The 22,331-nt window shown below is 61.1% G+C and carries 17 protein-coding genes; all 17 read right to left on the bottom strand.

Features of this window, described 5'->3' with window-relative positions; genetic code table 11:
- Positions 1–111: 111 nt before the first annotated feature.
- Positions 112–912 carry a transporter substrate-binding domain-containing protein gene (locus AB4O35_RS07840; RefSeq protein ID WP_065889154.1) on the bottom strand — a complete coding sequence of 267 codons (801 nt, stop codon included), beginning with the start codon at positions 910–912 and terminating at the stop codon, positions 112–114.
- Positions 913–1,099: 187 nt separating this feature from the next.
- Positions 1,100–3,670 carry a glucans biosynthesis glucosyltransferase MdoH gene (mdoH, locus tag AB4O35_RS07835; RefSeq protein ID WP_065945576.1) on the bottom strand — a complete coding sequence of 857 codons (2,571 nt, stop codon included), beginning with the start codon at positions 3,668–3,670 and terminating at the stop codon, positions 1,100–1,102.
- Positions 3,663–5,399: a glucan biosynthesis protein G gene (locus tag AB4O35_RS07830; RefSeq protein WP_065875909.1), complete on the bottom strand. Its 1,737-nt coding sequence runs from the start codon at positions 5,397–5,399 to the stop codon at positions 3,663–3,665. Before AB4O35_RS07830 ends, mdoH begins: the two co-directional genes overlap by 8 nt.
- Before the next feature lie 266 nt (positions 5,400–5,665).
- Positions 5,666–6,103: a D-aminoacyl-tRNA deacylase gene (gene dtd, locus AB4O35_RS07825; protein WP_065875754.1), complete on the bottom strand. Its 438-nt coding sequence runs from the start codon at positions 6,101–6,103 to the stop codon at positions 5,666–5,668.
- Positions 6,100–7,071, bottom strand: coding sequence for a prolyl aminopeptidase (gene pip, locus AB4O35_RS07820; RefSeq protein WP_049710438.1), 972 nt, complete (start codon positions 7,069–7,071; stop codon positions 6,100–6,102). The genes dtd and pip overlap by 4 nt, the downstream gene beginning before the upstream one ends.
- A gap of 103 nt (positions 7,072–7,174) precedes the next feature.
- Positions 7,175–8,104 (bottom strand): alpha/beta hydrolase, encoded by a 930-nt coding sequence (locus tag AB4O35_RS07815; protein WP_065945577.1) that lies wholly within the window; start codon positions 8,102–8,104, stop codon positions 7,175–7,177.
- Between the two features lie 38 nt (positions 8,105–8,142).
- Complete coding sequence (locus AB4O35_RS07810) at positions 8,143–9,078, bottom strand: choline ABC transporter substrate-binding protein (RefSeq protein ID WP_065875756.1); 936 nt, start codon at positions 9,076–9,078, stop codon at positions 8,143–8,145.
- A gap of 126 nt (positions 9,079–9,204) precedes the next feature.
- On the bottom strand, positions 9,205–10,005 hold the full coding sequence (gene hutG / locus AB4O35_RS07805) for an N-formylglutamate deformylase (RefSeq protein WP_065875757.1): 801 nt from the start codon (positions 10,003–10,005) through the stop codon (positions 9,205–9,207).
- 14 nt (positions 10,006–10,019) lie between these two features.
- On the bottom strand, positions 10,020–11,225 hold the full coding sequence (gene hutI, locus AB4O35_RS07800) for an imidazolonepropionase (RefSeq protein ID WP_065875758.1): 1,206 nt from the start codon (positions 11,223–11,225) through the stop codon (positions 10,020–10,022).
- A gap of 15 nt (positions 11,226–11,240) precedes the next feature.
- Entirely contained in the window at positions 11,241–12,650 is a 1,410-nt protein-coding gene (locus AB4O35_RS07795) for an amino acid permease (RefSeq protein WP_065910800.1), read from the bottom strand.
- Positions 12,651–12,850: 200 nt separating this feature from the next.
- Positions 12,851–14,389 carry a histidine ammonia-lyase gene (gene hutH, locus AB4O35_RS07790; RefSeq protein ID WP_139113254.1) on the bottom strand — a complete coding sequence of 513 codons (1,539 nt, stop codon included), beginning with the start codon at positions 14,387–14,389 and terminating at the stop codon, positions 12,851–12,853.
- Between the two features lie 33 nt (positions 14,390–14,422).
- A complete protein-coding gene (locus tag AB4O35_RS07785; RefSeq protein ID WP_065945629.1) occupies positions 14,423–15,931 on the bottom strand; it encodes an HAL/PAL/TAL family ammonia-lyase in 1,509 nt (502 codons plus the stop codon).
- Between the two features lie 159 nt (positions 15,932–16,090).
- Positions 16,091–16,915, bottom strand: a complete 825-nt coding sequence (locus AB4O35_RS07780) for a quaternary amine ABC transporter ATP-binding protein (protein WP_065945578.1) — start codon at positions 16,913–16,915, stop codon at positions 16,091–16,093.
- Positions 16,912–17,763, bottom strand: a complete 852-nt coding sequence (locus AB4O35_RS07775) for an ABC transporter permease (RefSeq protein ID WP_049710445.1) — start codon at positions 17,761–17,763, stop codon at positions 16,912–16,914. Before AB4O35_RS07775 ends, AB4O35_RS07780 begins: the two co-directional genes overlap by 4 nt.
- Before the next feature lie 72 nt (positions 17,764–17,835).
- Positions 17,836–18,801, bottom strand: a complete 966-nt coding sequence (locus AB4O35_RS07770) for an ABC transporter substrate-binding protein (RefSeq protein WP_065875760.1) — start codon at positions 18,799–18,801, stop codon at positions 17,836–17,838.
- 69 nt (positions 18,802–18,870) lie between these two features.
- Positions 18,871–20,316, bottom strand: coding sequence for a purine-cytosine permease family protein (locus AB4O35_RS07765; protein WP_460149580.1), 1,446 nt, complete (start codon positions 20,314–20,316; stop codon positions 18,871–18,873).
- A 143-nt stretch (positions 20,317–20,459) separates the two neighbouring features.
- Positions 20,460–22,130 (bottom strand): urocanate hydratase, encoded by a 1,671-nt coding sequence (gene hutU / locus AB4O35_RS07760; protein ID WP_065875762.1) that lies wholly within the window; start codon positions 22,128–22,130, stop codon positions 20,460–20,462.
- Positions 22,131–22,331: the final 201 nt, after the last annotated feature.

The raw sequence follows: 22,331 nt of genomic DNA, 5'->3' as shown, positions 1-22,331 counted from the left end.
TTTGTTATCGGCGTATGTCGGAAAAACCCCGCAACGCTACGGCAAAGTGCACGCATAGACACTTGGGCAGAGCGCAGCAGTAACGGATTGATGTGTAAAGAGTTATGACTTTCAGTCGATTTCCGCCATCCAGGCCGTTTCCTTAAACCACTTGTCGTGCAAGCGATCGTAGGTCCCATCCTGGGCAACCTGGTTGAGGAAGTGGTTGATCCAGTTGAGGCTATCGAAATCGCCTTTCTTCAAGCCGAATGCCAGGGGCTCAAAGGTGAAGGGTTGCTCAAGCGCCAGCAGCGCGCTGTTTTCCGGGCGACTCAAGGCGAGGAGGTTGTAGGGTGCGTCATGAATAAAGGCATCGGCCTTGCCTTGCACCACTTGGCGCACGCCCTCTTCCGGCGTTACAAAACTGCTGAGCCGGGCCGCCCCCAGAAACCGTCGCGCCGCTGACTCGCCGGTGGTGCCTTCGGCGGTAGCGATTCGGTAGCTGGCGTCGTCCAGGTCTTCGACACTGGCGACCTTGCCCATGAGACGTGGATGCAACAACACTGACTGCCCGACCACGATGAACGAATCGCTGAAGTTCAGCTTAATGTTGCGTTCCTGGGTGACGGTCATACCGCTGCCGATCAGGTCGAATTTTTTCGCCTGCAACCCCTCCACCAACTCGTTGTAAGGCACTGCAACCAATTCAAGATCAACCCCCAAGGCTTGGCTCATGACCTTGAGCAGGTCGATTTCAAAACCGACGATGCGCCCTTGTTTGTCGGTCATTTCAAAGGGCATGTAAGTGGGCGTGGTGCCGACTTTCAGCACACCGCGTCGAACCGCGTCGTCAATCGCGCCTGCCTGTGCCAGGCCTATGTGAATCAATGCGACAGCGCCTATCAGCAGCGCCGAACAATAGCCTTTGCTCATGAATACCCCAGTGGCCGAGTCAAATCCGGGGGGCGATGCTAACTCAGCCACGGGCACGGCAATACGCCTCGGACGAGGGTCTTTTGTTTCGAAATAACAGGAGGTTAACGAGAGAGGGAAAAGCTTGGAAACGCTGTAGGAGCAGCGCTTCGAACGCCCCCGAGGTGAGCCCTCGGGGGCGTCTGAATCAGGCCGGTTGGGCCTGGGACGACAGCGGTTGCAGGGGTAGCAACGGCGCGTGCGGATCGGCCTTGATCGAGTCCCGCCAGGCGGCGAGCCACTCGGCATGGCCTTCGCTCCACACCTGCTCGTGCAGGCGAGCCAGGGCTACCGGGTCGCTGAGCAATGCCACGCGTTCGCCGTTGTTAAGGCCGGCTGGGCCGACTTTCAACGCATGACGCACACGCTCGGTACGCAGGTACTCAATCGGCTCGGCCTCACGGTGACGCGAGGTCGCCAGGGCACACGCCAGGGCGTTTTGCTGTGGATCAACCACCGAGCGCACAAAGCCGTCGTTCAGCGCGTGCCAACGGTTTTCGTGGGTGTACTGCTCGGTCGACAGCAACGCCTGCGGCGGATTGTATTCCTCAGGGATCAGGAACAGGCTCTCGTCGCGGGACTTGAGGCCCAGGTTGACCCGACTGGAAATCACCGACACCGGAATCGACAGCATCAACGAGCCGACGATCGGCACCAGCCACCACAGGAAGCTTGGATTCAACCACACCACCAGCAGGGCCCAGAGGAAGCCGAGCAAGGTCTGCGTACCGTGGCGTTTGAATGCTTCACCCCAGGTGGTCGAGTCGTCATCACGCTTGGGCGAGTTCCATGTCGCGGCCCAGCCGAGGAACGCGGCAAGCACGAAACGGGTGTGAAAAATCATCCGCACCGGCGCCAGCAGCATGGAGAACAGCATCTCCAGCAGCATCGACATCGTCACCTTGAACTTGCCACCGAACTCTTTCGCGCCCTTGGCCCAGATCAAAATGATGCTCAGCAGCTTGGGCAGGAACAGCAGCACGATGGTGGTGGAGAACAACGCCACCGCCTTGTCCGGATGCCATTGCGGCCACAGCGGGTACAACTGGCGTGGCGCCATGAAGTACTGCGGCTCCATCAGCGTGTTCACCGCCAGCAGCGCCGTGGACAACACCAGGAACAGGAACCACAACGGCGCCGACAGGTAGGACATCACGCCGGTCAGGAACACCGCGCGGTGCACCGGGTGCATGCCTTTAACCAGGAACAGGCGGAAGTTCATCAGGTTACCGTGGCACCAGCGACGGTCACGTTTGAGTTCGTCCAGCAGGTTCGGCGGCAGTTCTTCGTAGCTGCCCGGCAGGTCGTAGGCAATCCACACGCCCCAGCCGGCACGGCGCATCAGCGCTGCTTCAACGAAGTCATGGGACAGAATCGAACCGGCGAACGCGCCCTTACCTGGCAATGGCGCCAAGGCGCAGTGCTCGATAAACGGCTTCATGCGGATGATCGCGTTGTGACCCCAGTAGTGGGATTCACCCAACTGCCAGAAGTGCAGGCCGGCGGTGAACAGCGGGCCATAAACACGGGTAGCGAACTGCTGCATGCGCGCATACAGGGTGTCCATGCCCGACGCACGTGGCGCGGTCTGGATAATCCCGGCATCCGGCGTGGCTTCCATCAAGCGCACCAGGCTGGTCAGGCATTCGCCGCTCATCACGCTATCAGCGTCAAGCACGACCATGTATTTGTAGTCACCGCCCCAACGACGGCAGAAGTCGTCGAGGTTGCCGCTCTTGCGCTTTACGCGACGGCGGCGACGGCGATAGAAGATCTTGCCGAAACCACCGGCTTCGCGGCACACGTCGAGCCAGGCTTGCTGTTCGGCGATGCAGATGTCGGCGTCATTACTGTCGCTGAGCACGAAGAAGTCGAAGCGATCCAGGTCACCGGTGGCGGCGACCGACTCGAACGTAGCGCGCAGACCGGCAAATACCCGGGGCACGTCTTCGTTGCAGATCGGCATCACCAGCGCGGTGCGGGCGTCTTTCGGAATCGGCTCATCACCGGCACTTTTACCGGAGATGCGGTATTTATCGTGGCCAGTGAGCAGTTCCAGGAAGCCCATCAACGCGGTCCAGAAACCGGCCGACACCCAGCAGAACAAGATCCCGAACATGATCAGGATGCTGGTTTGCAGGGCGTAAGGCAGCACCTGGGTAGCGGTTTGCAGCAGGGTCTGGTTGCGGATCTCGTCGAAGTCAACGAGCGACCAGCCCTGGTAAGGCATGATGCCTTTCATGTACCAGCCGGCCACGATGGTTTGGCCGAGCATCAGCACCAGCAGGATGTAACGGCGGATCGAACCGACGGTACGCCAGCGGGCGGCCGGCAGTACGCGTTCATCCTTCGGCGGTGTCGGAGGATTGCTGCGGCCGGTGATACGGCGCCAGCCGCGCACCAGGATATTGGTGCGCCACGGCTCCGGCACCACACGGGTACGACGGATCGGCGGCGTGGCCTTGAGGCACACGCGACCGCTGGCGTCGAGCGCCAGCATTTCGGCGTCTTGCAGCTCTTCGGCAGTGTTGAGGGTCAACCGGCGGCCAACCGACGCCTGGGCGGCGTCGATGGGCGCGTCGAACGTCGACGATGACAAGCGCTCGTGCAACTCGGTGAAGGATGTGCAGCCCGCCAGTTCGGCGCGCTGCTCAGCGGTCATCGGTAGATGCGCCAGGTACTCGGACAGAGTCTCGGGCGTGGCTTGAGAATTACTCATCGGCAGGCAACTGATAGCTCCAGGTTTCGGTCAGGACTTGTTCTGTCTTGATCGGCTCCGGTGTGGCTGGGGCAGCTTCTGGCTGCTTGGCTTCCTTGTCTTTCGCGTCTTTCTTGGCCTGTTTCTCGTGTTGCTTGGCCAGGACCTTGTCGGCCTTGAGCACGTGGCTCGAGTCCTGCTCAGGGGCAGGCGGGGCAACATCCTGCACCAGCGCTGCACGCATTTCGGTCGGCTTGCCTGCGTCCTTGATCTTCATGCGCAGGGTCAGACGCCAGCCTTTGGTGTGTTCGTTGTAGCGCACGCTGTTTTCAACCAGTTCGGCGTTGTCGCTGACACTGACTTGGCTGCGAACCGCGGCATCCGACGGCAAAGCCTTGAGGGACGGGCCCTCGAAGTCCACCAGGTACGCCACGCTGCCATCCGGCTGGCGGATCAGGTTGGATTGCTTCACGTCACCGGTGGAACGCAGGGTCTGCTTGACCCAGGCGCTGTCGGCCGGGTGCAAGGCTTTTTCGTCCATGGTCCAGTGCAGGCGGTAGGAAACGTCCAGCGGCTTGCCGACTTCCGGCAGTTCCGCAGGGCTCCAGAACGCAACGATGTTGTCGTTGGTTTCATCGGCAGTCGGAATCTCTACCAGGTTGACGGTGCCTTTGCCCCAGTCGCCCTCAGGCTCGATCCAGGCGCTTGGGCGCTTGTCGTAGTTATCGTCAAGGTCTTCGTAGTGGCTGAAGTCGCGACCACGTTGCAGCAGGCCGAAACCTTTCGGGTTCTCGACGGTGAAGTTGCTGACCGACAGGTGTTTAGGGTTGTTCAGTGGGCGCCAGATCCACTCGCCGTTACCGGCATGGATCGACAGGCCGCTGGAATCGTGGAGCTCACGACGGTAGTTGAGCACTTTGGACGGCTGGTTCGCGCCGAACAGGTACATGCTGGTCAACGGGGCAACGCCCAGCTTGCTGACCTTGTCGCGCAGGAACATCTGGGATTTCACATCGACAATGGTGTCGGTGCCCGGACGCAGGATCAGGCGATAAGCGCCGGTTGCCCGTGGCGAGTCCAGCAGGGCAAAGATCACCAGCTGTTTTTCACCCGGCTTTGGACGCTCGATCCAGAACTCGGTGAAACGCGGGAATTCTTCGCCGGAAGGCAATGCAGTGTCGATCGCCATGCCGCGGGCAGACAGGCCATAGGCCTGACCTTTGCCGACCACGCGGAAGTAGCTGGCGCCCAGCATGGTCATGATTTCGTCTTGCTTGTCGCCCTTGTTGATCGGGTACAGCACACGGAAGCCGGCATAACCCAGCTGTTCAGTGGCTTTAGGATCAAACTTCACGTCGCCGAAATCGAAACGCGTCGGGTCGTATTTGATTTCCTGGACGCTGTCGGCGGTGACTTCATTGATTTTCACCGGTGTATCGAAGTGCATACCCTGGTGATAGAAGGACAGCTTGAACGGGGTGTTCTGATCGGCCCACTCGGCTTTTTCGTTGCGGAAACGAATTTTCTGGTAGTCCGCGAATTTCATTTCGCGGAATTCGTTCGGCAGATTGCTGCGCGGAGCTTCGTATTTCTGCCCGGCCAGCTCTTTCGCCTTGGCCGACACATCATCCAGACTGAATGCCCACAGTTGACCCGCGCCGAACAGGCAAAACAGGGCAGAGCCCGTTACCAGTGCGTTTCGTAACCGTTTGGCAGACAATTTTGGTGCATTACAGGGACTAACAATCACGAGCAACCCTCGCCGAAAACAGATCAAAAAACCAACGGCCAGCTATCTATATGCCAGGTTGGCGAGCATTGTTCCGACTCCCTCAGGGCAAAATGATTCCCCATGGGTTGTCGGACAAGTCTCTACCTAAGTCAAAATGGACCAAACAACGCTGATCCCCGTAGCGCGCGATTATCTAGTAGGCCGCGAAACAACGCATCAGGGATAACGAAGTATTTGTAGCGAAACACTGCGTTTTTAGGCATTAAAAGTCGTTTTTAATACATTCACGTCTGCAAGAGGAAGGTGACAGGCCCGTCATTGACCAAATGCACCTGCATATCGGCGCCAAAACGCCCCGACGCCACCTTGCCATGCAATTGTTGCGCTTGTAACAGCAAGTGATCAAAAAGCGCCGCTCCCAGGGCCGGCGGGGCCGCTGTGGAGAAGCTCGGCCGCAGCCCGCTCTTGGTATCCGCCGCCAGGGTGAACTGCGACACCAGCAGCAACCCACCGCCGATGTCCTTCAATGACAGGTTCATCTTGCCTTCATGGTCGCTGAACACCCGGTAGTTCAGCAGCTTATGCAGCAATTTATCGGCGCTCTCGGGGGTATCTGAAGGTTCGACGGCCACCAGCACCAGCAAACCCTGATCGATTGCGCCGACGACTTCGCCCGCCACCTCTACGCGGGCGCTACGCACCCGTTGCAACAGGCCCTTCATGCTTCTTCTGGCGGCAGGTCGAGCAAGCGCCGTGCCATTTCGCTGGTCGCACGCACCAACGCATCGGTGATCCCGGGTTCGGACGCCGCATGACCGGCCTCGCGAATCACCTGCAGTTCACTGTTGGGCCAGGCCTGGTGCAGCTCCCAGGCATTATCCAATGGGCAAATCATATCGTAGCGCCCATGAATGATGACGCCAGGCAGATGAGCGATCTTGTGCATATCACGGATCAGCTGATTAGGCTCCAGGAAGGAGTTGTTGGTGAAGTAGTGGCACTCGATCCGCGCAATGGACAGGGCGCGCTGCGGCTCGGAAAACCGCTCGACGTGCTGCGGGCTCGGGCACAGGCCGAGCATGCGCCCTTCCCAGCCGGACCAGGCTTTGGCCGCGTGCATCTGGGCGATCTGGTCGTTGCCGGTGAGGCGCTTATGGTAGGCCGCGATCATGTCGTGGCGCTCTTCCGGTGGGATCGGCGCGATGTAATCCTGCCAGTAATCCGGGAACAGCCGGCTCGCACCGGCCTGGTAGAACCATTCGATATCCTGCGGGCGGGCCAGGAATATGCCACGCACGATCAGGCCAAGCACGCGCTCCGGGTGGGTTTGCGCGTAGGCCAGGGCCAGGGTCGAGCCCCAGGAACCACCGAACAGCACCCATTTGTCGATGCCCAAATGCTCACGGATGCGCTCTAGGTCGGCGACCAGGTCCCAGGTCGTGTTGTTTTCCAGGCTGGCGCGCGGGGTGGAGCGCCCGCAGCCACGCTGGTCGAAGGTGACAATGCGGTACAGGTTCGGGTCGAAATAGCAGCGGCTCTGGGCATCACAGCCGGCACCTGGGCCACCATGGATGAAGACGACGGGCAAGCCTTCGGGGGAGCCACTTTCATCGACGTACAGCGTGTGGGTGTCATCGACTGCCAGATCGTGCCGGGCGTAGGGTTTGATCTGCGGGTACCAAGTCTGCATTGCGCGCTCCGTAAGGGGTCGGGTTCATCCCTGGGGGGACGTCTTTTATTCTGCCGTCTGGCACTATAAACCCGAATTGTGCAATGAGCATGTCCTTGCGCGCTTAGACCTGTGTCAGCCCTTCTCTCTCCAGGTACTGCAACAGACAATCGTAGAGCTGATCCACCTCCGGCGCCTGCCGCCGCGCCCGCAGGCAGCCGTGGACCAGGCCTTTTCCTGGATAAAGTACGCTGGCCACGCCCGCCGCTTGCAGGCGTTCGGCGTAGAGCAGGCCGTCGTCACGCAGTGGGTCGAACTGGGCCACGGCAATGAATGCCTTGGGCAAACCGCTGAGATCTTCGGCCAACAGCGGCATGGCGTAGGCCGACGGCTTGCCACTGCCCCGCAGGTACAGCGCCAGATAGCCCTCGGCGTCGGCGATGCTGAGCAGCGGGGCGTCCATGCAGTCGCGGCGCGACGGCAGGTCGGATGGGCCACCCAGGCCCGGATAGATCAACACTTGGGCGAGAGGCAACGGTTGCCGATCATCGCGCAGCCCCAGGCATAACGCCGCTGCCAGATTGCCGCCTGCGCTGTCACCGATCACCACCAGCTGTTGCAGATTGATAACGTGCGGGCCCTGCCCCGCCTGGATCGCCTGCCACACCGCACGGCAATCTTCGTAAGCTGCCGGAAAAGGGTGCTCAGGCGCCAACCGGTAATCGATGGCGATCACCAACACCTGCAGAGCGCTGGCGAGTTCGAAGCAGATGAAATCGTGGGAATCCAGGCCGCCGACGACCCAGCCGCCACCGTGTATATATAGAAGGCACGGCCAGCCCTCAGCCGGTGCAGGTGACGCGGGGAGATAACTGCGAACGCCTACACCGGCCAATGCATAGGCCGAGACTTGCAGCCCTTCAGGCTTTGGCGGGGTGAAGGCTTGGCACATGCGATGGTAACTCTGGCGCAAGCCCGCCAGCGATGAGTCGTTGCTGGTGAAGGACTCGGTCTTGGCGACGAACGCAGCAAGCGGCGGAGAAATCGGATACATGCGCAAATATCCCTAAACGGTGGGAGCGGTGCAGGTTCTCAAAGCTCCAGGCTGGCTTGTACAGCTGCCACTGCGTCCGAACCATCAAACGCCGTGACCCCGACCAGCCAACGCTGCAGGTCCTCGGGATGATCGCGCAACCATTGCCGGGCCACGTCCTGGGGCGATTCGCGCTCCATGATCGGCACCATCAACTGGCTTTCCTGAGCGGCCGTGAAGGTGAGGTTTGCCAACAAACGGTTGGCGTTGGGGCAACGTTCGGCAAAGTCTGGCGCAGTGACGGTAGAGACGGTGGCGCGGCCTTCGTCGGGGCCGAACACATCTTCACTGCCAGTGAGGTAAGCCATTTTCATGTTGATGTTCATCGGGTGCGGCGTCCAACCGACAAAGACCACGAACTCCTTGCGATTCACCGCCCGCTGTACCGCCGCCAGCATCCCCGCTTCGCCAGAGGCAATCAGCTTGAAGCCGCCCAGGCCAAAGCGGTTGGTGTCGATCATTTTCTGGATATCGGTATTCGCACCACTGCCGGGCTCGATGCCATAGAGCTTGCCGCCCAGTTTGTCCTTGAAGCGAGCAATGTCGGCAAAGGTCTTCAGGCCGGCATCCGCTACGTATTGCGGCACGGCCAGGGTGGCCTGGGCGTCGGTGAGGCTGGGTTTGTCGAAGACTTTGACCTGCTTGGCCGCCAGGAACGGCGCGATGTTGTTGTCCATCGCCGGTTTCCAGTAGCCGAGGAAGATATCCAGGCGCTTGTCGCGGATGCCGGCAAAGATGATCTGCTGCACGGCGCTGGTTTGTTTGCTGTCGTAGCCCAGGCCGCTGAGCAGCACGTCCGCCATGCCGGAAGTGGCGACCACGTCAGTCCAACTGACCACGCCCATGCGGATGTTTTTGCAGGACGCCGGTTCGGCGGCCATGGCGTTGGCACTGATCAATAGGGCGCTGGTGACGGTCAACAACAGTCTTTTCATGGATAAGGGCTCACTCGGCTGTTTTTGATGCACAACCCTACCCAGTGAAGCCTTGGTTGACGCGACCTGTGGCGACCGGCAATTGCACTGCGGCGACTGTAAGGCTATTGCTGCAACACCGAAAATTTACCGGTAATGCGCTTGCCCCCAAGCCAGGAGCCCTTCCAGCAGTTGCTTCAACACCACCCGCGTCGGCTCGGCCAAATCCGGGCGATAGCGGAACGGTTCGAACTCCTCCATATAGGTGCTTTGGCACAACTCCAACTGCACGGCGTGAATATCCTGCGCCGGATCACCGTAATGCCGAGTGATATGCCCGCCCTTGAAACGGCCATTGAGTACATGGGTGTATTGCGGATGTTGGGCGCAGATGGCTTCCAACTGGCTGGCCAGATCGGGATCACAGGCCGCACCGTTGAACGTGCCGAGGTTGAAGTCCGGCAGCTTGCCTTCGAACAGGTGCGGGATGACCGAGCGAATCGAGTGCGCATCAAACAGCAAGGCGTAGCCGAACTCGGCCTTGAGTCGCGCCAGCTCCTCTTGCAGCGTGCGGTGATACGGGCCCCAGACCTTTTGCAGGTAACTGGCGCGCTCCGCCTCGCTCGGTTCCAATCCTTCGCGGAACAATGGCACGCCATCAAACAACGTCGCCGGGTACAGGCCGGTGGTGGCGCCTGCGTACAACGGTTTGTCGTCGGACGGCCGGTTCAAATCGATGACAAACCGCGAGTACTCCGCCGCCAGGGTGCTGGCGCCCAGCTCTTCGGCAAAGTCATAAAGCGTGGGGATGTGCCAATCGGTATCCGGCAGGCTTTGCGCCTCGGGGATCAACCCGGCCTCGACGGCGGGCGTCAGGCGCAGGCCGGCGTGGGGCATGCTGATCAGCAGCGGCACGCGGCCTTGTTTGAAGTTCAGAACCTTATCCACAGTAGCAGTACTCCTTATACGGTGACATCGACGCCGTGGCGCACGACGCGTTTATCCAGCTCGCCGCCCAGCCAGTAAGCCAGGTCGGCGGGACGATCAATCTGCCAGGCAACAAAATCCGCGACCTTGCCCGCTTCCAGGGAACCATGGGTGTCGCCCATGCCCAATGCGGTGGCCGCGTGTTGCGTGGCGCCGGCCAATGCTTCTTCAGGAGTCATGCGAAACAGCGTGCAGGCCATATTCAGCATCAAGCGCACCGACAGCGCCGGCGAAGTGCCGGGGTTGAGGTCGCTGGCGATGGCAATTTTCACGCCGTGCTTGCGAAGGGCCTCCATGGGCGGCAATTGGGTTTCACGCAGGAAGTAGAACGCGCCTGGCAGCAATACCGCGACGGTGCCGGAGGCGGCCATGGCGATGGCGTCGTCTTCGGTCATGAACTCCAGGTGGTCCGCCGACAACGCGTGGTAACGCGCAGCCAGGCTGGAGCCGTGCAGCGACGAGAGTTGCTCGGCGTGCAGCTTCACCGGCAGGCCAAGTTGCTGGGCGACTTTGAACACGCGCTCCACCTGCTCGGTGGAAAACGCCAGGTATTCGCAGAACGCATCCACCGCATCTACCAGCCCTTCTGCCGCCAAGGCCGGCAGCATCTCGGCGCAGATGTGGTCGATGTAGTCGTCGGCGCGGTCCTTGTACTCCGGCGGCAACGCATGAGCCGCCAGGCACGTGGCACGCACGCTGACCGGCAGCGCTTCGCCGAGGCGACGGGCGACCCGCAGCATTTTGCGTTCGTTGACCAAGTCCAGGCCATAGCCGGACTTGATCTCTACCGTAGTGACGCCGTCGCGCAGCAAACTGCGCAAGCGCTTGTGGGCGCTGGCGAACAGTTCATCCTCGGTCGCGGCACGAGTGGCACGCACGGTGCTGGCAATGCCACCGCCCTTGGCCGCGATCTCGGCGTAGCTCACGCCTTCGAGGCGCTGCTCGAATTCGCCGCTGCGGTTACCGCCAAACACCGTGTGGGTATGGCAGTCGATCAGGCCGGGGGTGACCCACGCGCCTTGCAGGTCATGCACCTGGGCGTAATCCGCCGTGGGTACTTGGCTGCGGGGGCCGATCCACTGGATGAGCGAGCCGGCAGTCACCATGGCGGCATCCTCGATGATCGAGTACTTGCCCTGGGCCATGGTTGCGACGTGGCAGTGTTGCCAAAGCGTTTTCATCAACGCCTCCCTAAGTTATCGATGAGACAAAGCCGCGTCGTAGTGGACCTTGGCCGCTTGCCCTGCCGAAGGTTTGACCCACAGCAGGTACGCGACGACCAGCAACACGATCCACACGGCACCGACCAGCAAGGCGGCCTGGGTGTCCGGGAAGTAACCCAGCACGCCAAACACGAACAGCATGAAGACGATGGCGGCCGCTGGCGCGTAGGGCCAGAACGGCACCGGGAATTTCAGCTCGGCGACCTGTTCTTTCGTCATCGAGCGGCGCATGGCGACTTGGGTGAACAGGATCATCAGCCACACCCAAACAGTGGCGAAGGTAGCAATCGAGGCAATCACCAGAAACACGTTTTCCGGGATCAGGTAGTTGAGCACCACGCCGCCCAGCAGTGCCGCGCCCATCACCAGCACGGTCATCCACGGCACGCCGTGCTTGGACAATTGTGCAAAACCCTTGGGCGCCTGCCCTTGCTGGGCCAGGCCGTACATCATGCGGCCGGCGCCAAAAATGTCACTGTTGATGGCCGAGACTGCCGCCGAAATCACCACAATATTGAGGATGGTCGCCGCCGAGCCGATCCCCAGGTTGCTGAAGATCTGCACGAACGGGCTGCCCTGACTGCCAATCTGCGGCCACGGGTAGATGGCCATCAGCACAAACAGGGTGAGCACGTAGAACAACAGGATGCGCAGCGGTACCGCGTTGATCGCCTTGGGGATCACACGTTGCGGATCCTTGGCTTCGCCGGCGGTGATGCCGATGATTTCGATGCCGCCAAAGGCGAACATCACCACTGCGAACGAGGCGATCAGGCCGCCGATGCCATTAGGCATGAAGCCGCCGTGGGCCCACAGGTTGCTGAGGCCGCTGGCCTGGGTTTCACCGGAAGAATGGATGCCGAACAGCATGATGCCGAAGCCGCCGAGGATCATCGCGACAATCGCGCCGACCTTGAGCAGCGACAGCCAGAACTCCATTTCGCCAAACACTTTGACGTTGCACAGGTTCAGGCCGCCGATCAGAAACACGATGCCGAGCACCCAGACCCAGCGCGCAACCTCGGGAAACCAGAAGCCCATGTAGATGCCGAACGCGGTCACATCGGCCAGGCACACGATGATCATTTCAAAGGCATAGGTCCAGCCCAGGATAAACCCGGCCATGGGGCCCAGGTAGGTGCTGGCGTACTGGCCGAAGGAGCCAGACACTGGGTTGTGCACGGCCATCTCGCCGAGGGCGCGCATCACCATGAACACGGCGGCGCCGCCGATCAAGTAGGCCAGCAGCACGGCGGGGCCCGCCATCTGGATCGCAGAGGCAGAGCCATAGAACAGCCCGGTACCAATCGCGGAACCGAGTGCCATGAAGCGAATATGTCGGGCGCTGAGCCCGCGTTTCAAACCCTTTTCTTGCTGGTGCATTTCTCGTCCTTAATTATTTTTATCCTGAGAAAAATCCGAACCTGGCGCCTGACAACTGTAGTGAGCGGGCTTGCCCCGCGCTGGGCTGCGAAGCAGCCCCAAAACCTGCCTCGCGTTCTGTCTGAAGACATGCGGTGGCCACTTCAGGGCTGCTGCGCAGCCCAGCGCGGGGCAAGCCCGCTCACTACAAGGTGTTGCGGTTACAGGCTCGGCAGGAGATTGGCCGGCACCAGCTCATTCAGGCAGCGAGTGGCGAGCAATTCGCTGGCGGCGTTGATGTCCGGGGCGAAGAATCGGTCCTTGTCATAGAACGCCACTTTGTCGCGCAGAATTCCGCGCGCCTTTTCCAACTTCGGCGAGGTTTTCAGGCCTTCGCGCAGGTCCAGGCCCTGGCAGGCTGCCAGCCATTCCACGGCGAGAACGCCACGCGTATTCTCAGCCATCTCCCACAGACGCTTGCCGGCAGCCGGTGCCATGGACACATGGTCTTCCTGGTTGGCAGAAGTCGGCAGGCTGTCGACACTGTGCGGGTGAGCCAGCGCCTTGTTCTCGCTGGCGAGTGCGGCGGCAGTCACCTGGGCGATCATGAAGCCGGAGTTGACCCCACCATTGCCCACCAGGAACGGCGGCAATTGCGACATGTGCTTGTCCATCATCAACGAGATACGGCGCTCGCTCAGCGAACCGATTTCAGCGATGGCCAGCGCCATATTATCGGCAGCCATAGCAACAGGTTCGGCGTGGAAGTTGCCGCCCGAGATCACGTCGCCTTCGGCTGCAAACACCAGCGGGTTATCCGACACGGCGTTGGCTTCCACCACCAGCACTTCAGCTGCCTGGCGGAACTGGGTCAGGCAAGCGCCCATGACTTGGGGCTGGCAGCGCAGGGAGTACGGGTCCTGCACCTTGTCGCAGTTCTGGTGCGACTGCGAAACCTGGCTGCTTTCGCCCAGCAGGTCACGGTAGGCCGCTGCTGAATCGATCTGCCCACGCTGGCCACGTGCGGCATGAATACGTGCGTCGAACGGCGAGCGCGAACCGAGTACCGCTTCCACGGTGAGGGCGCCGCACGCCAGGGCGCCGGCGAACAGGTCTTCGCCTTCAAACAACCCACGCAAGGCATAGGCGGTGGACACCTGAGTGCCGTTGAGCAAAGCCAGGCCTTCCTTGGCGGCGAGGGTCAACGGCGTGAGGCCGGCGACTTTCAGCGCGTCGGTGGCTTCCAGCCATTCGCCCTTGTAGCGCGCCTTGCCTTCGCCCAGTAGCACCAGGGACATGTGCGCCAACGGCGCCAGGTCGCCGGACGCACCGACCGAACCTTTCAACGGAATATGCGGATACACCTCGGCGTTGATCAGCGCGATCAGCGCGTCGATCACTTGGCGGCGGATCCCGGAGAACCCACGGCTCAGGCTGTTGACCTTGAGCACCATGACCAGCCGCACCAGCGCATCGCTGATCGGCTCACCCACACCGGCGGCGTGGGACAGCACGAGGGAGCGCTGGAGGTTTTCCAAGTCTTCGCTGGCGATGCGGGTCGAGGCGAGCAGGCCGAAGCCGGTGTTGATGCCATAGGCGGTGCGGTTCTCGGCAAGAATCTGCTCCACGCAGGCAACGCTGGCTTCGATCTGCGCCGTGGCGCTTTCATCCAGGCTGAGGGTTACCGGCTGCTGGTAGATGGCCCGCAGTTGGGCAAGGCTCAGTTGGCCTGGAATCAGGTTTAGCGCAGTCACATTCATACTCCTTGTGAATTGTTCTTTTGAATAAAGTGTTCAGTGCAAATTAGGGAAAGCGGTGTCGTTGATCAGTTGGGCAGCGCTCGCAATGTCCGGCGCCAGCCAACGGTCCTGCTCATAAGCAGGTACAACTTCACGCAGCAGGCGCCAGGCGCGGTCAGTGCCTGCACCGAAACGCTGGTCTTTGAGGAACTCATACGCCTGGGCCGCCAGCAAGTACTCGATGGCAAGGATCTGCGTCACGTTGGCCAACACTTGGTGCAGCTTGAGCGCGGCGTTGGTGCCCATGCTCAGGTGGTCTTCCTGCAGGCCCGAGGTGACGAAGTTGTCGAGCACCGCCGGTTGCGCCAGTTGGCGGTTTTGCCCGCACAGCGAGGCGGCGACGTACTGCACGATCATCATCCCGGAGTTGACCCCGGGGTTGCTGACCAGGAACGCCGGCAAGCCACTGACATGCGGGTTGATCAGGCGGTCAAGGCGGCGTTCGGCCACCGAGCCGATTTCGGCCATGGCAATGGCGAGCATGTCTGCCGCCAATGCGACGGATTGGCCGTGGGGATTGGCCTGGGACACCACGCGGTAGTGGTCCGGCGTGCCGAGCAGCAGTGGGTTGTCGGTGGCGCTGTTGAGTTCAGTCTCAATCTGCCGCGTGGCGTGCTCCACCTGGTCACGCGCCGCGCCGTGGATTTGCGGGATTGAGCGGATGCTCAGTGCGTCCTGGGTGCGAATACCACGGCTGCTGGCGATCACTTCGCTGCCATCAAGCAAGGCGCGCAGGTTGCTGCCCACGTGTTGCATGCCGGGGTGCGGCTTGAGCGCGATGATTTCTTCATCAAACGCATCGATCTGACCGCGTTGGGCCTCAAAACTCATGGCGCCGATCACGTCTGCCCATTGCAGCAAGTGATGCGCGTCGGCCAGGGCCAGGCAGCTCAGCCCGGTCATGCATGGCGTGCCGTTGACCAGGCACAGGCCGTCCTTGGCGCCAAGCACCACCGACTGCAAACCTTCAGCAGCCAGGGCTTTTTGCGCCGACACTATCTGGCCGCGATAGCTCACCGTGCCAACACCCAGCAAGGCCACGCCGACGTGGGCCATATGGGTCAGGTAACCCACCGAACCCTGGGACGGCACTTGCGGTGTGATGCCGTGGTTGAGCAACGCCAGCAGCGAATGCACCACCTGCGGATGCAGGCCGGACTTGCCGTGGCTGTAGTTGATGATGGCGGCGCAGATGATCGCGCGCGTTTGTTCATCGCTGAGCACCGGGCCGACGCCACAGGCATGGCTGAGCAGGGTATTGCGCGACAGCTGGCTGAGTTGCTCGCCCTTGAGCGACACATTGCACAGCGCGCCCAGGCCGGTGTTCACCCCATAGGCGCGCTCGCCGCTGGTAACGATGCGCTGCACGATGGCCTGGGCATTGTCGATGCGCGCCCAGGCTTGGCCCGAGAGTTCGAGCACGGCGCCGTGGCGGGCCACGGCGACCACGTCCTGCCAGCGCAGGGGGGCGTCGGCGATGATGATTTTTGCTGCCTGGGACATCTTCATACCTTCTTTAATTCTTGTGCAGCTTTGCCGGCCTCTTCGCGAGCAAGCCCGCTCCCACATTTGAACTGCGTGAACCCAGTCAAATGTGGGAGCTGGCTTGTCGAATCGTCGCACCGCTGCGATAGCGCCAGCCGGTTCACCACAAAACCTGGCTCACACCACCGCCGCCCGCCGCTGGACAAACCGATCCACATACTCATCCGCCGGCGAATGCAAAATCTCGCGCGGGGTGCCGACCTGGATCAGCTTGCCGTCCTTGAGGATCGCAATGCGGTTGCCTATGCGTACGGCTTCGTCGAGGTCGTGGGTGATGAACACGATGGTCTTGTGCAAGGTCTTTTGCAGTTCCAGCAACTGGTCTTGCATCTCGGCGCGGATAAGCGGGTCGAGGGCGCTGAAGGCTTCATCCATCAAGATGATGTCGGTGTCAGCCGCCAATGCACGGGCCAGGCCGACACGCTGGCGCATGCCGCCGGAAAGCTGGTGCGGGTATTTATTTTCGTAGCCTTTGAGGCCCACGGTTTCGATCCAGTGCAAGGCGCGCTCGGCGCACACCTGCTTGGTTTCGCCACGCACTTTCAGGCCGTAGGCGACGTTGTCGAGCACGCTCTTGTGCGGCAGCAGGCCGAAGCTCTGGAACACCATGCTGATCTTGTGCCGACGGAATTGGCGCAGGGCTTCCATGTCCAGTTGCAGAATGTCTTCGCCGTCCACCAGGATCGCGCCGCTGGTAGGGTCGATCAGGCGGTTGAAGTGGCGCACCAACGTGGATTTTCCGGAACCCGACAGGCCCATGATCACGAAGATCTCGCCGGTGCCGATGCTCAGCGACAGGTCATTCACGCCGACCACGCAGCCGGTCTCAGCCAGGACCTGATCCTTGGTCTTGCCCTGGCCAACCATCGCCAAGGCCTCCTTGGCTCGGTTGCCGAAGATCTTGAAGACGTTTTTAACTTCGATTTTGCTGACAGTAGTCATTTGCTCGCCTCATGCCGTGGACGACCATAGGCCTGGGTAATGCGGTCAATGACCACTGCGAGAATCACGATCGCCAGCCCGGCCTCAAGGCCACGGCCAACGTTGAGGGTCTGGATGCCGACGAGCACGTCCTCACCCAAGCCACGGGCGCCGATCATCGAGGCGATGACCACCATCGACAACGCCATCATCGTGGTCTGGTTGATCCCGGCCATGATGCTGGGCAATGCCAGCGGCAGTTGCACGCCGAACAGTTGCTGCCAGCGGTTGGCACCAAAGGCGTTGATGGCTTCCATGACTTCGCCGTCAACCTGGCGAATGCCCAGGTCGGTGAGGCGAATCAACGGCGGCGCGGCGTAGATCACCGTGGCGAAAATCGCCGGGACCTTGCCCAGGCCGAACAGCATCAACACCGGGATCAGGTACACGAAGCTCGGCATGGTTTGCATGATGTCGAGCAGCGGCATCAGCACCGAACGCAGGCGATTGCTGCGCGCCGACAGGATGCCCAGCGGAATGCCGATCAACACCGAGATCACGGTGGCGACCATCATCAATGCGAGGGTCTGCATCAGCTTGTCCCACAGGCCAACCGCGCCCACCAGGAACAGCAACCCGACGATCACCGCCGTGGTTACGACCTTGCGCGTGGCGTGCCAGGCAACCGCGCCGACGATCGCCAGCATCAACCACCAGGGCGCCGCACGCAGCATCCCTTCCAGATTGACGATGGCCCACAGCAGGGTGTCGGAAATGTGCCGGAACACATCACCGTAGTTGGTGACCAGTGAATCCACCCAACCGTTGACCCAGTCGGCGATGGAAAACGTAAAACTCTCAGGAAACATAGCGTGCTCTCGATCCAGTGGGTTGTGGCCGGCTGTCCGACTAGCCCCTCAGGGTAGCCGGACAGGCTTGACCTACAAGGCCGCGTCGATTTTCTTGGCTGCGTCTTCGCTCACCCAGGCGTGCCAGACTTCAGGATGTTCCTTGAGGAATATTTTCGCCAGTTTCGGCGACTCAATTCGTTCCTTGGCCATACGCCCCAGGTTCTGGTTCAGCAGGTCGATCGGCAGGTTGACCTTTTCCAGCACGGCCACCAGTTCCGGGGCCTGCTCGTGGAAGGTCTTGGACAGGCCGACCTTGATGCTCACGCTTTTATCCACGCCGGGTTTTTCTTCCAGCTTGACCAGGTCGACCTGGCCCATCAGCGGGGTCGGCGACCAGTAATAGAACAGGATCGGCTCGCCACGCTTGTAGCTCGACAGCACCGCCGCATCCAGCGCCGGGCCGGTGCCAGGGCGGAAGTTGGTGTAGGTACTTTCCAGGCCGTAGCTCTTAAGCATTTCGCTGTTGTCCAGCTCGCAAGTCCAGCCGGCCGGGCAGTTATAGAACCGGCCCTTGGACGGTTCTTCCTGGTCCTTGAACACCGAGGCGTACTTGGCCAGGTCGGCGATGTTTTTCAGGTCCGGGGCCTTGGCTTCCAGCTTGCGCTTGGCGTCGCCTTCGATCACGTAGCGCGGCACGTACCAGCCTTCAATTGCGCCGACGATCGGAGCGCCGACACCGACGACTTTGCCGGCCTTCTCGGCCTTGTTCCAGACCTCGCTGCGGCCGACCCATTCTTCGGCAAACACTTGGATATCGTTGCTGCTCAGGGCGTTTTCCATGGTGATGGAGTTGCCCGGCAGGCTATCGGTTTTGCAGTCGTAGCCTTTTTCCAGCACGGTTTGCAGGATGTCGGTAAGCAACATGCCGCTTTCCCAGTTCAGGCCGGCGAACTTCACCGGTTTGCCGGATTCGCACCAGCCCGCCGCCTGGGCGCCAACGCTCGCCAGCACGCCCGCAGAGAACAGTGTGGCCAACAGGGTCTTATGCATTTTCATTGTTGTGACGCTCCCAATCTTGAAATGGATTACGGCAGTCAGTAGGCGTCCTGCCCTGTCCACGTCCCATCAGGCTTGTGCAGCCAGCCCGTTTGTTGTTGGTATAGCGCCCTGCTCTATCGGCAGGATCAATTGATCGGGCACCGTGCCGTGCCATTTTTTCGCACACACGTAATACAGGGCTGCGGGAAGCACCAGCCCGATGATCCAGGAAATATCCACATCGCCCAGCGCGGCCACCAAGGGACCGGTGTAGAACTTGGTGGAGATGAAGGGCAATTGCACCAGCACGCCAAAGACATACACGCTGATACCCAGCAGGTTCCAACGGCCGTAGCGACCGTTCGGGTCGGCCAGCGCCGGGACGTCATAGCGTTCGCGGGTGATGCAGTAGTAGTCGACCAGGTTGATCGCACTCCATGGCGTAAAGAACGCCAGCAGGAACAGGATGAAAGACTTGAACGCGCCGAGGAATGAGTGCTGACCGAGCAACGCGATCAGGGTCGCAGTGCCGACAATCACCAGCACAAACACCAGGCGCTGCAGGCGCGTAACCTCCAGGCGACCACGGAAGCCGCTGATGATGGTCGCGATGCACATGAAGCTGCCGTAGGAGTTGAGCGTGGAGATGGTGACCTTGCCGAACGCGATGCTGAAATACAGCAGCGCAGCGGTGGCACCGGTACCGCTCAAACCCACGATATAGGCCACTTCGTGACCGGCAAATTGCCCGTTGGACATGGCCGCGGCAAACACGCCAAGGGTCATCGCCACCTGCGCCCCAATCACCGACCCTGCGCCAGCCGCGAAAAAGGTCTTCACCGAAGACGTCTTGCTCGGCAGATAGCGTGAATAGTCAGCCACATAAGGGCCGAAGGCTATCTGCCAGGAGGCCGCGAGCGACACCGCCAGCAGGAAGCTGCTCCAGCTGAAGTGGCGGATTTGCAGGAGCGCGCCAACGTCGGTCTGGCCGATCAGACGGCTGAACAGGTAGACAAAGGCAATCACCCCAATGACGCTGGCGACACGCCCAATGAAATGGATCACCCGGTAACCCAGCACCGTGACCAGCACAATGACACTGGCAAAGATCAGGATCCCGACGCTGTCGCTGACACCGAACAACTGGCCCAGCGCCTGACCGGACAGCACGGTGCCGGTGGCGGTAAAACCGAGGTACATCAAACAGACCAGCACGATCGGAATAGCCGCGCCATACACACCGAACTGCACCCGGCTGGAGATCATCTGCGGCAGGCCCAGCTTGGGCCCTTGCGCCGCATGCAGCGCCATCACGCCGCCGCCAATCAGTTGGCCAATCAGCAAACCGATCAACGACCAGAACACATCACCGCCCAGCACCACGGCCAAAGCCCCGGTGACAATCGCAGTGATCTGCAGATTGGCGCCCATCCACAGGGTGAACTGGCTCAATAGACGACCGTGTCTTTCCGCTTCCGGGATGTAGTCGATCGAACGCCTTTCGATCAACGGGGTGGTGTCATTTGCAGCCATGTGTGTTCAACCTCTGATGGATTGTTTTCTGGTTCACTGCAGATCAAATGTGGGAGCGGGCTTGCTCGCGAAAGCGGTGGGTCAGCTAACGATTCCGGTGACTGATACACCGCATTCGCGAGCAAGCCCGCTCCCACATTTAGTTATTTGATCATCGGGAGATTGAGGCCCTGCTCCTTGGCGCAGTCGATCGCGATCTGGTAACCCGCATCCGCATGACGCATCACCCCGGTAGCCGGGTCGTTGTGCAGCACGCGGGCGATCCGCTCAGCCGCTTCGTCGGTACCGTCGCAGACGATGACCATGCCGGAGTGCTGGGAGAAGCCCATGCCCACGCCGCCGCCGTGGTGCAGCGAGACCCAGGTCGCGCCGCTGGCGGTGTTGAGCAAGGCGTTGAGCAGCGGCCAGTCGGACACGGCGTCGGAACCGTCCTGCATGGCTTCGGTTTCGCGGTTCGGGCTGGCGACCGAGCCGGAATCGAGGTGGTCGCGACCGATCACCACCGGAGCCGACAGCTCGCCGCTGCGTACCATTTCGTTGAACGCCAGGCCGAGCTTGGCGCGCTGGCCCAGGCCAACCCAGCAGATACGCGCCGGCAGGCCCTGGAAGCTGATGCGCTCGCGGGCCATGTCCAGCCAGTTGTGCAGGTGCGCGTCGTCGGGGATCAGCTCTTTGACTTTGGCGTCGGTCTTGTAGATGTCTTGCGGGTCGCCGGACAGTGCAGCCCAACGGAACGGGCCGATGCCACGGCAGAACAGTGGGCGGATGTACGCCGGTACAAAGCCTGGGAAATCGAAGGCATTTTCCACGCCTTCTTCCTGGGCCATCTGGCGGATGTTGTTGCCGTAGTCGAAGGTCGGGATGCCTTGTTTCTGGAATTCCAGCATGGCTTTGACGTGCACGGCCATCGACTGCTTGGCGGCCTTGATTACGGCAGCCGGTTCGGTCTTGGCGCGGGCGCGGTATTCGTCCCAGGTCCAGCCGGCCGGCAGGTAGCCGTTGAGTGGGTCGTGGGCGCTGGTCTGGTCGGTGACCATGTCCGGGCGCACGCCGCGCTTGACCAGTTCCGGCAGGATTTCCGCCGCGTTACCCAACAGGGCGATGGAGATGGCCTTGCCTTCCTGTGTGTATTTGGCGATGCGCGCCAGGGCGTCGTCGAGGTCCGTGGCTTGCTCGTCGACATAGCGGCTGCTGAGGCGGAAATCGATGCTGACCTGCTGGCACTCGATGTTCAGCGAGCACGCGCCGGCCAGGGTTGCAGCCAGTGGTTGGGCGCCGCCCATGCCGCCGAGGCCGGCGGTGAGGACCCAACGGCCGGTCAGGTCGCTGTTGTAATGCTGGCGACCGGCTTCGACGAAGGTTTCGTAGGTGCCTTGGACGATGCCCTGGCTGCCGATGTAGATCCAGCTGCCGGCGGTCATCTGGCCGTACATGGCCAGGCCCTTGGCATCCAGCTCGTTGAAGTGTTCCCAACTGGCCCAGTGCGGCACCAGGTTGGAGTTGGCGATCAGTACGCGCGGAGCGTTGCTGTGGGTCTTGAACACGCCAACCGGCTTGCCGGATTGCACCAGCAGGGTTTCGTCATCATTGAGGTGGGTGAGGCTCTCGACGATCTGGTCGTAGCACTCCCAGTTACGCGCCGCACGGCCGATACCGCCGTATACCACCAGTTCTTTCGGGTTCTCGGCCACTTGTGGGTCGAGGTTGTTCATCAGCATGCGCAGCGGCGCTTCAGTCAGCCAGCTTTTGGCGGTGAGCTTGTTACCGTGGGCGGCGCGGATTTCTACGTCACGGTACTTGGTTGGCTTAGTCACAAAAAACTCCTCGGCGATTGATGCGCATACTGTGTTGGTGCGAAGTGGACTCTTACGCACACATCTTTACTTGTACATACAAGCATATGCAATCAAGCGGCCAACTTTCTAAGAGAGCTGCCGAGAATTTTTGGGGATGCCTGCGCGAGCCTTGGAAATTAAGGCTTCGAGGCTTGATGAAATTTCTTACGGGAGGCTTTT

It is taken from the genome of Pseudomonas sp. H1_A03 (assembly GCF_054685145.1).
This window is presented reverse-complemented; position numbering and strand designations above follow the sequence as displayed.

Excerpts from the sequence above, each read along its gene's own strand:
- AB4O35_RS07815 (WP_065945577.1), bottom strand. The coding sequence starts at position 8,104 with ATGTATCCGATTTCTCCGCCGCTTGCTGCGTTCGTCGCCAAGACCGAG.
- mdoH (WP_065945576.1), bottom strand. The coding sequence starts at position 3,670 with ATGAGTAATTCTCAAGCCACGCCCGAGACTCTGTCCGAGTACCTGGCG.
- hutH (WP_139113254.1), bottom strand. The coding sequence starts at position 14,389 with ATGAATGTGACTGCGCTAAACCTGATTCCAGGCCAACTGAGCCTTGCC.
- AB4O35_RS07810 (WP_065875756.1), bottom strand. The coding sequence starts at position 9,078 with ATGAAAAGACTGTTGTTGACCGTCACCAGCGCCCTATTGATCAGTGCC.
- hutI (WP_065875758.1), bottom strand. The coding sequence starts at position 11,225 with ATGAAAACGCTTTGGCAACACTGCCACGTCGCAACCATGGCCCAGGGC.
- AB4O35_RS07795 (WP_065910800.1), bottom strand. The coding sequence starts at position 12,650 with ATGCACCAGCAAGAAAAGGGTTTGAAACGCGGGCTCAGCGCCCGACAT.
- AB4O35_RS07770 (WP_065875760.1), bottom strand. The coding sequence starts at position 18,801 with ATGAAAATGCATAAGACCCTGTTGGCCACACTGTTCTCTGCGGGCGTG.
- AB4O35_RS07785 (WP_065945629.1), bottom strand. The coding sequence starts at position 15,931 with ATGTCCCAGGCAGCAAAAATCATCATCGCCGACGCCCCCCTGCGCTGG.
- AB4O35_RS07775 (WP_049710445.1), bottom strand. The coding sequence starts at position 17,763 with ATGTTTCCTGAGAGTTTTACGTTTTCCATCGCCGACTGGGTCAACGGT.
- AB4O35_RS07765 (WP_460149580.1), bottom strand. The coding sequence starts at position 20,316 with ATGGCTGCAAATGACACCACCCCGTTGATCGAAAGGCGTTCGATCGAC.
- AB4O35_RS07840 (WP_065889154.1), bottom strand. The coding sequence starts at position 912 with ATGAGCAAAGGCTATTGTTCGGCGCTGCTGATAGGCGCTGTCGCATTG.
- AB4O35_RS07780 (WP_065945578.1), bottom strand. The coding sequence starts at position 16,915 with ATGACTACTGTCAGCAAAATCGAAGTTAAAAACGTCTTCAAGATCTTC.
- dtd (WP_065875754.1), bottom strand. The coding sequence starts at position 6,103 with ATGAAGGGCCTGTTGCAACGGGTGCGTAGCGCCCGCGTAGAGGTGGCG.
- pip (WP_049710438.1), bottom strand. The coding sequence starts at position 7,071 with ATGCAGACTTGGTACCCGCAGATCAAACCCTACGCCCGGCACGATCTG.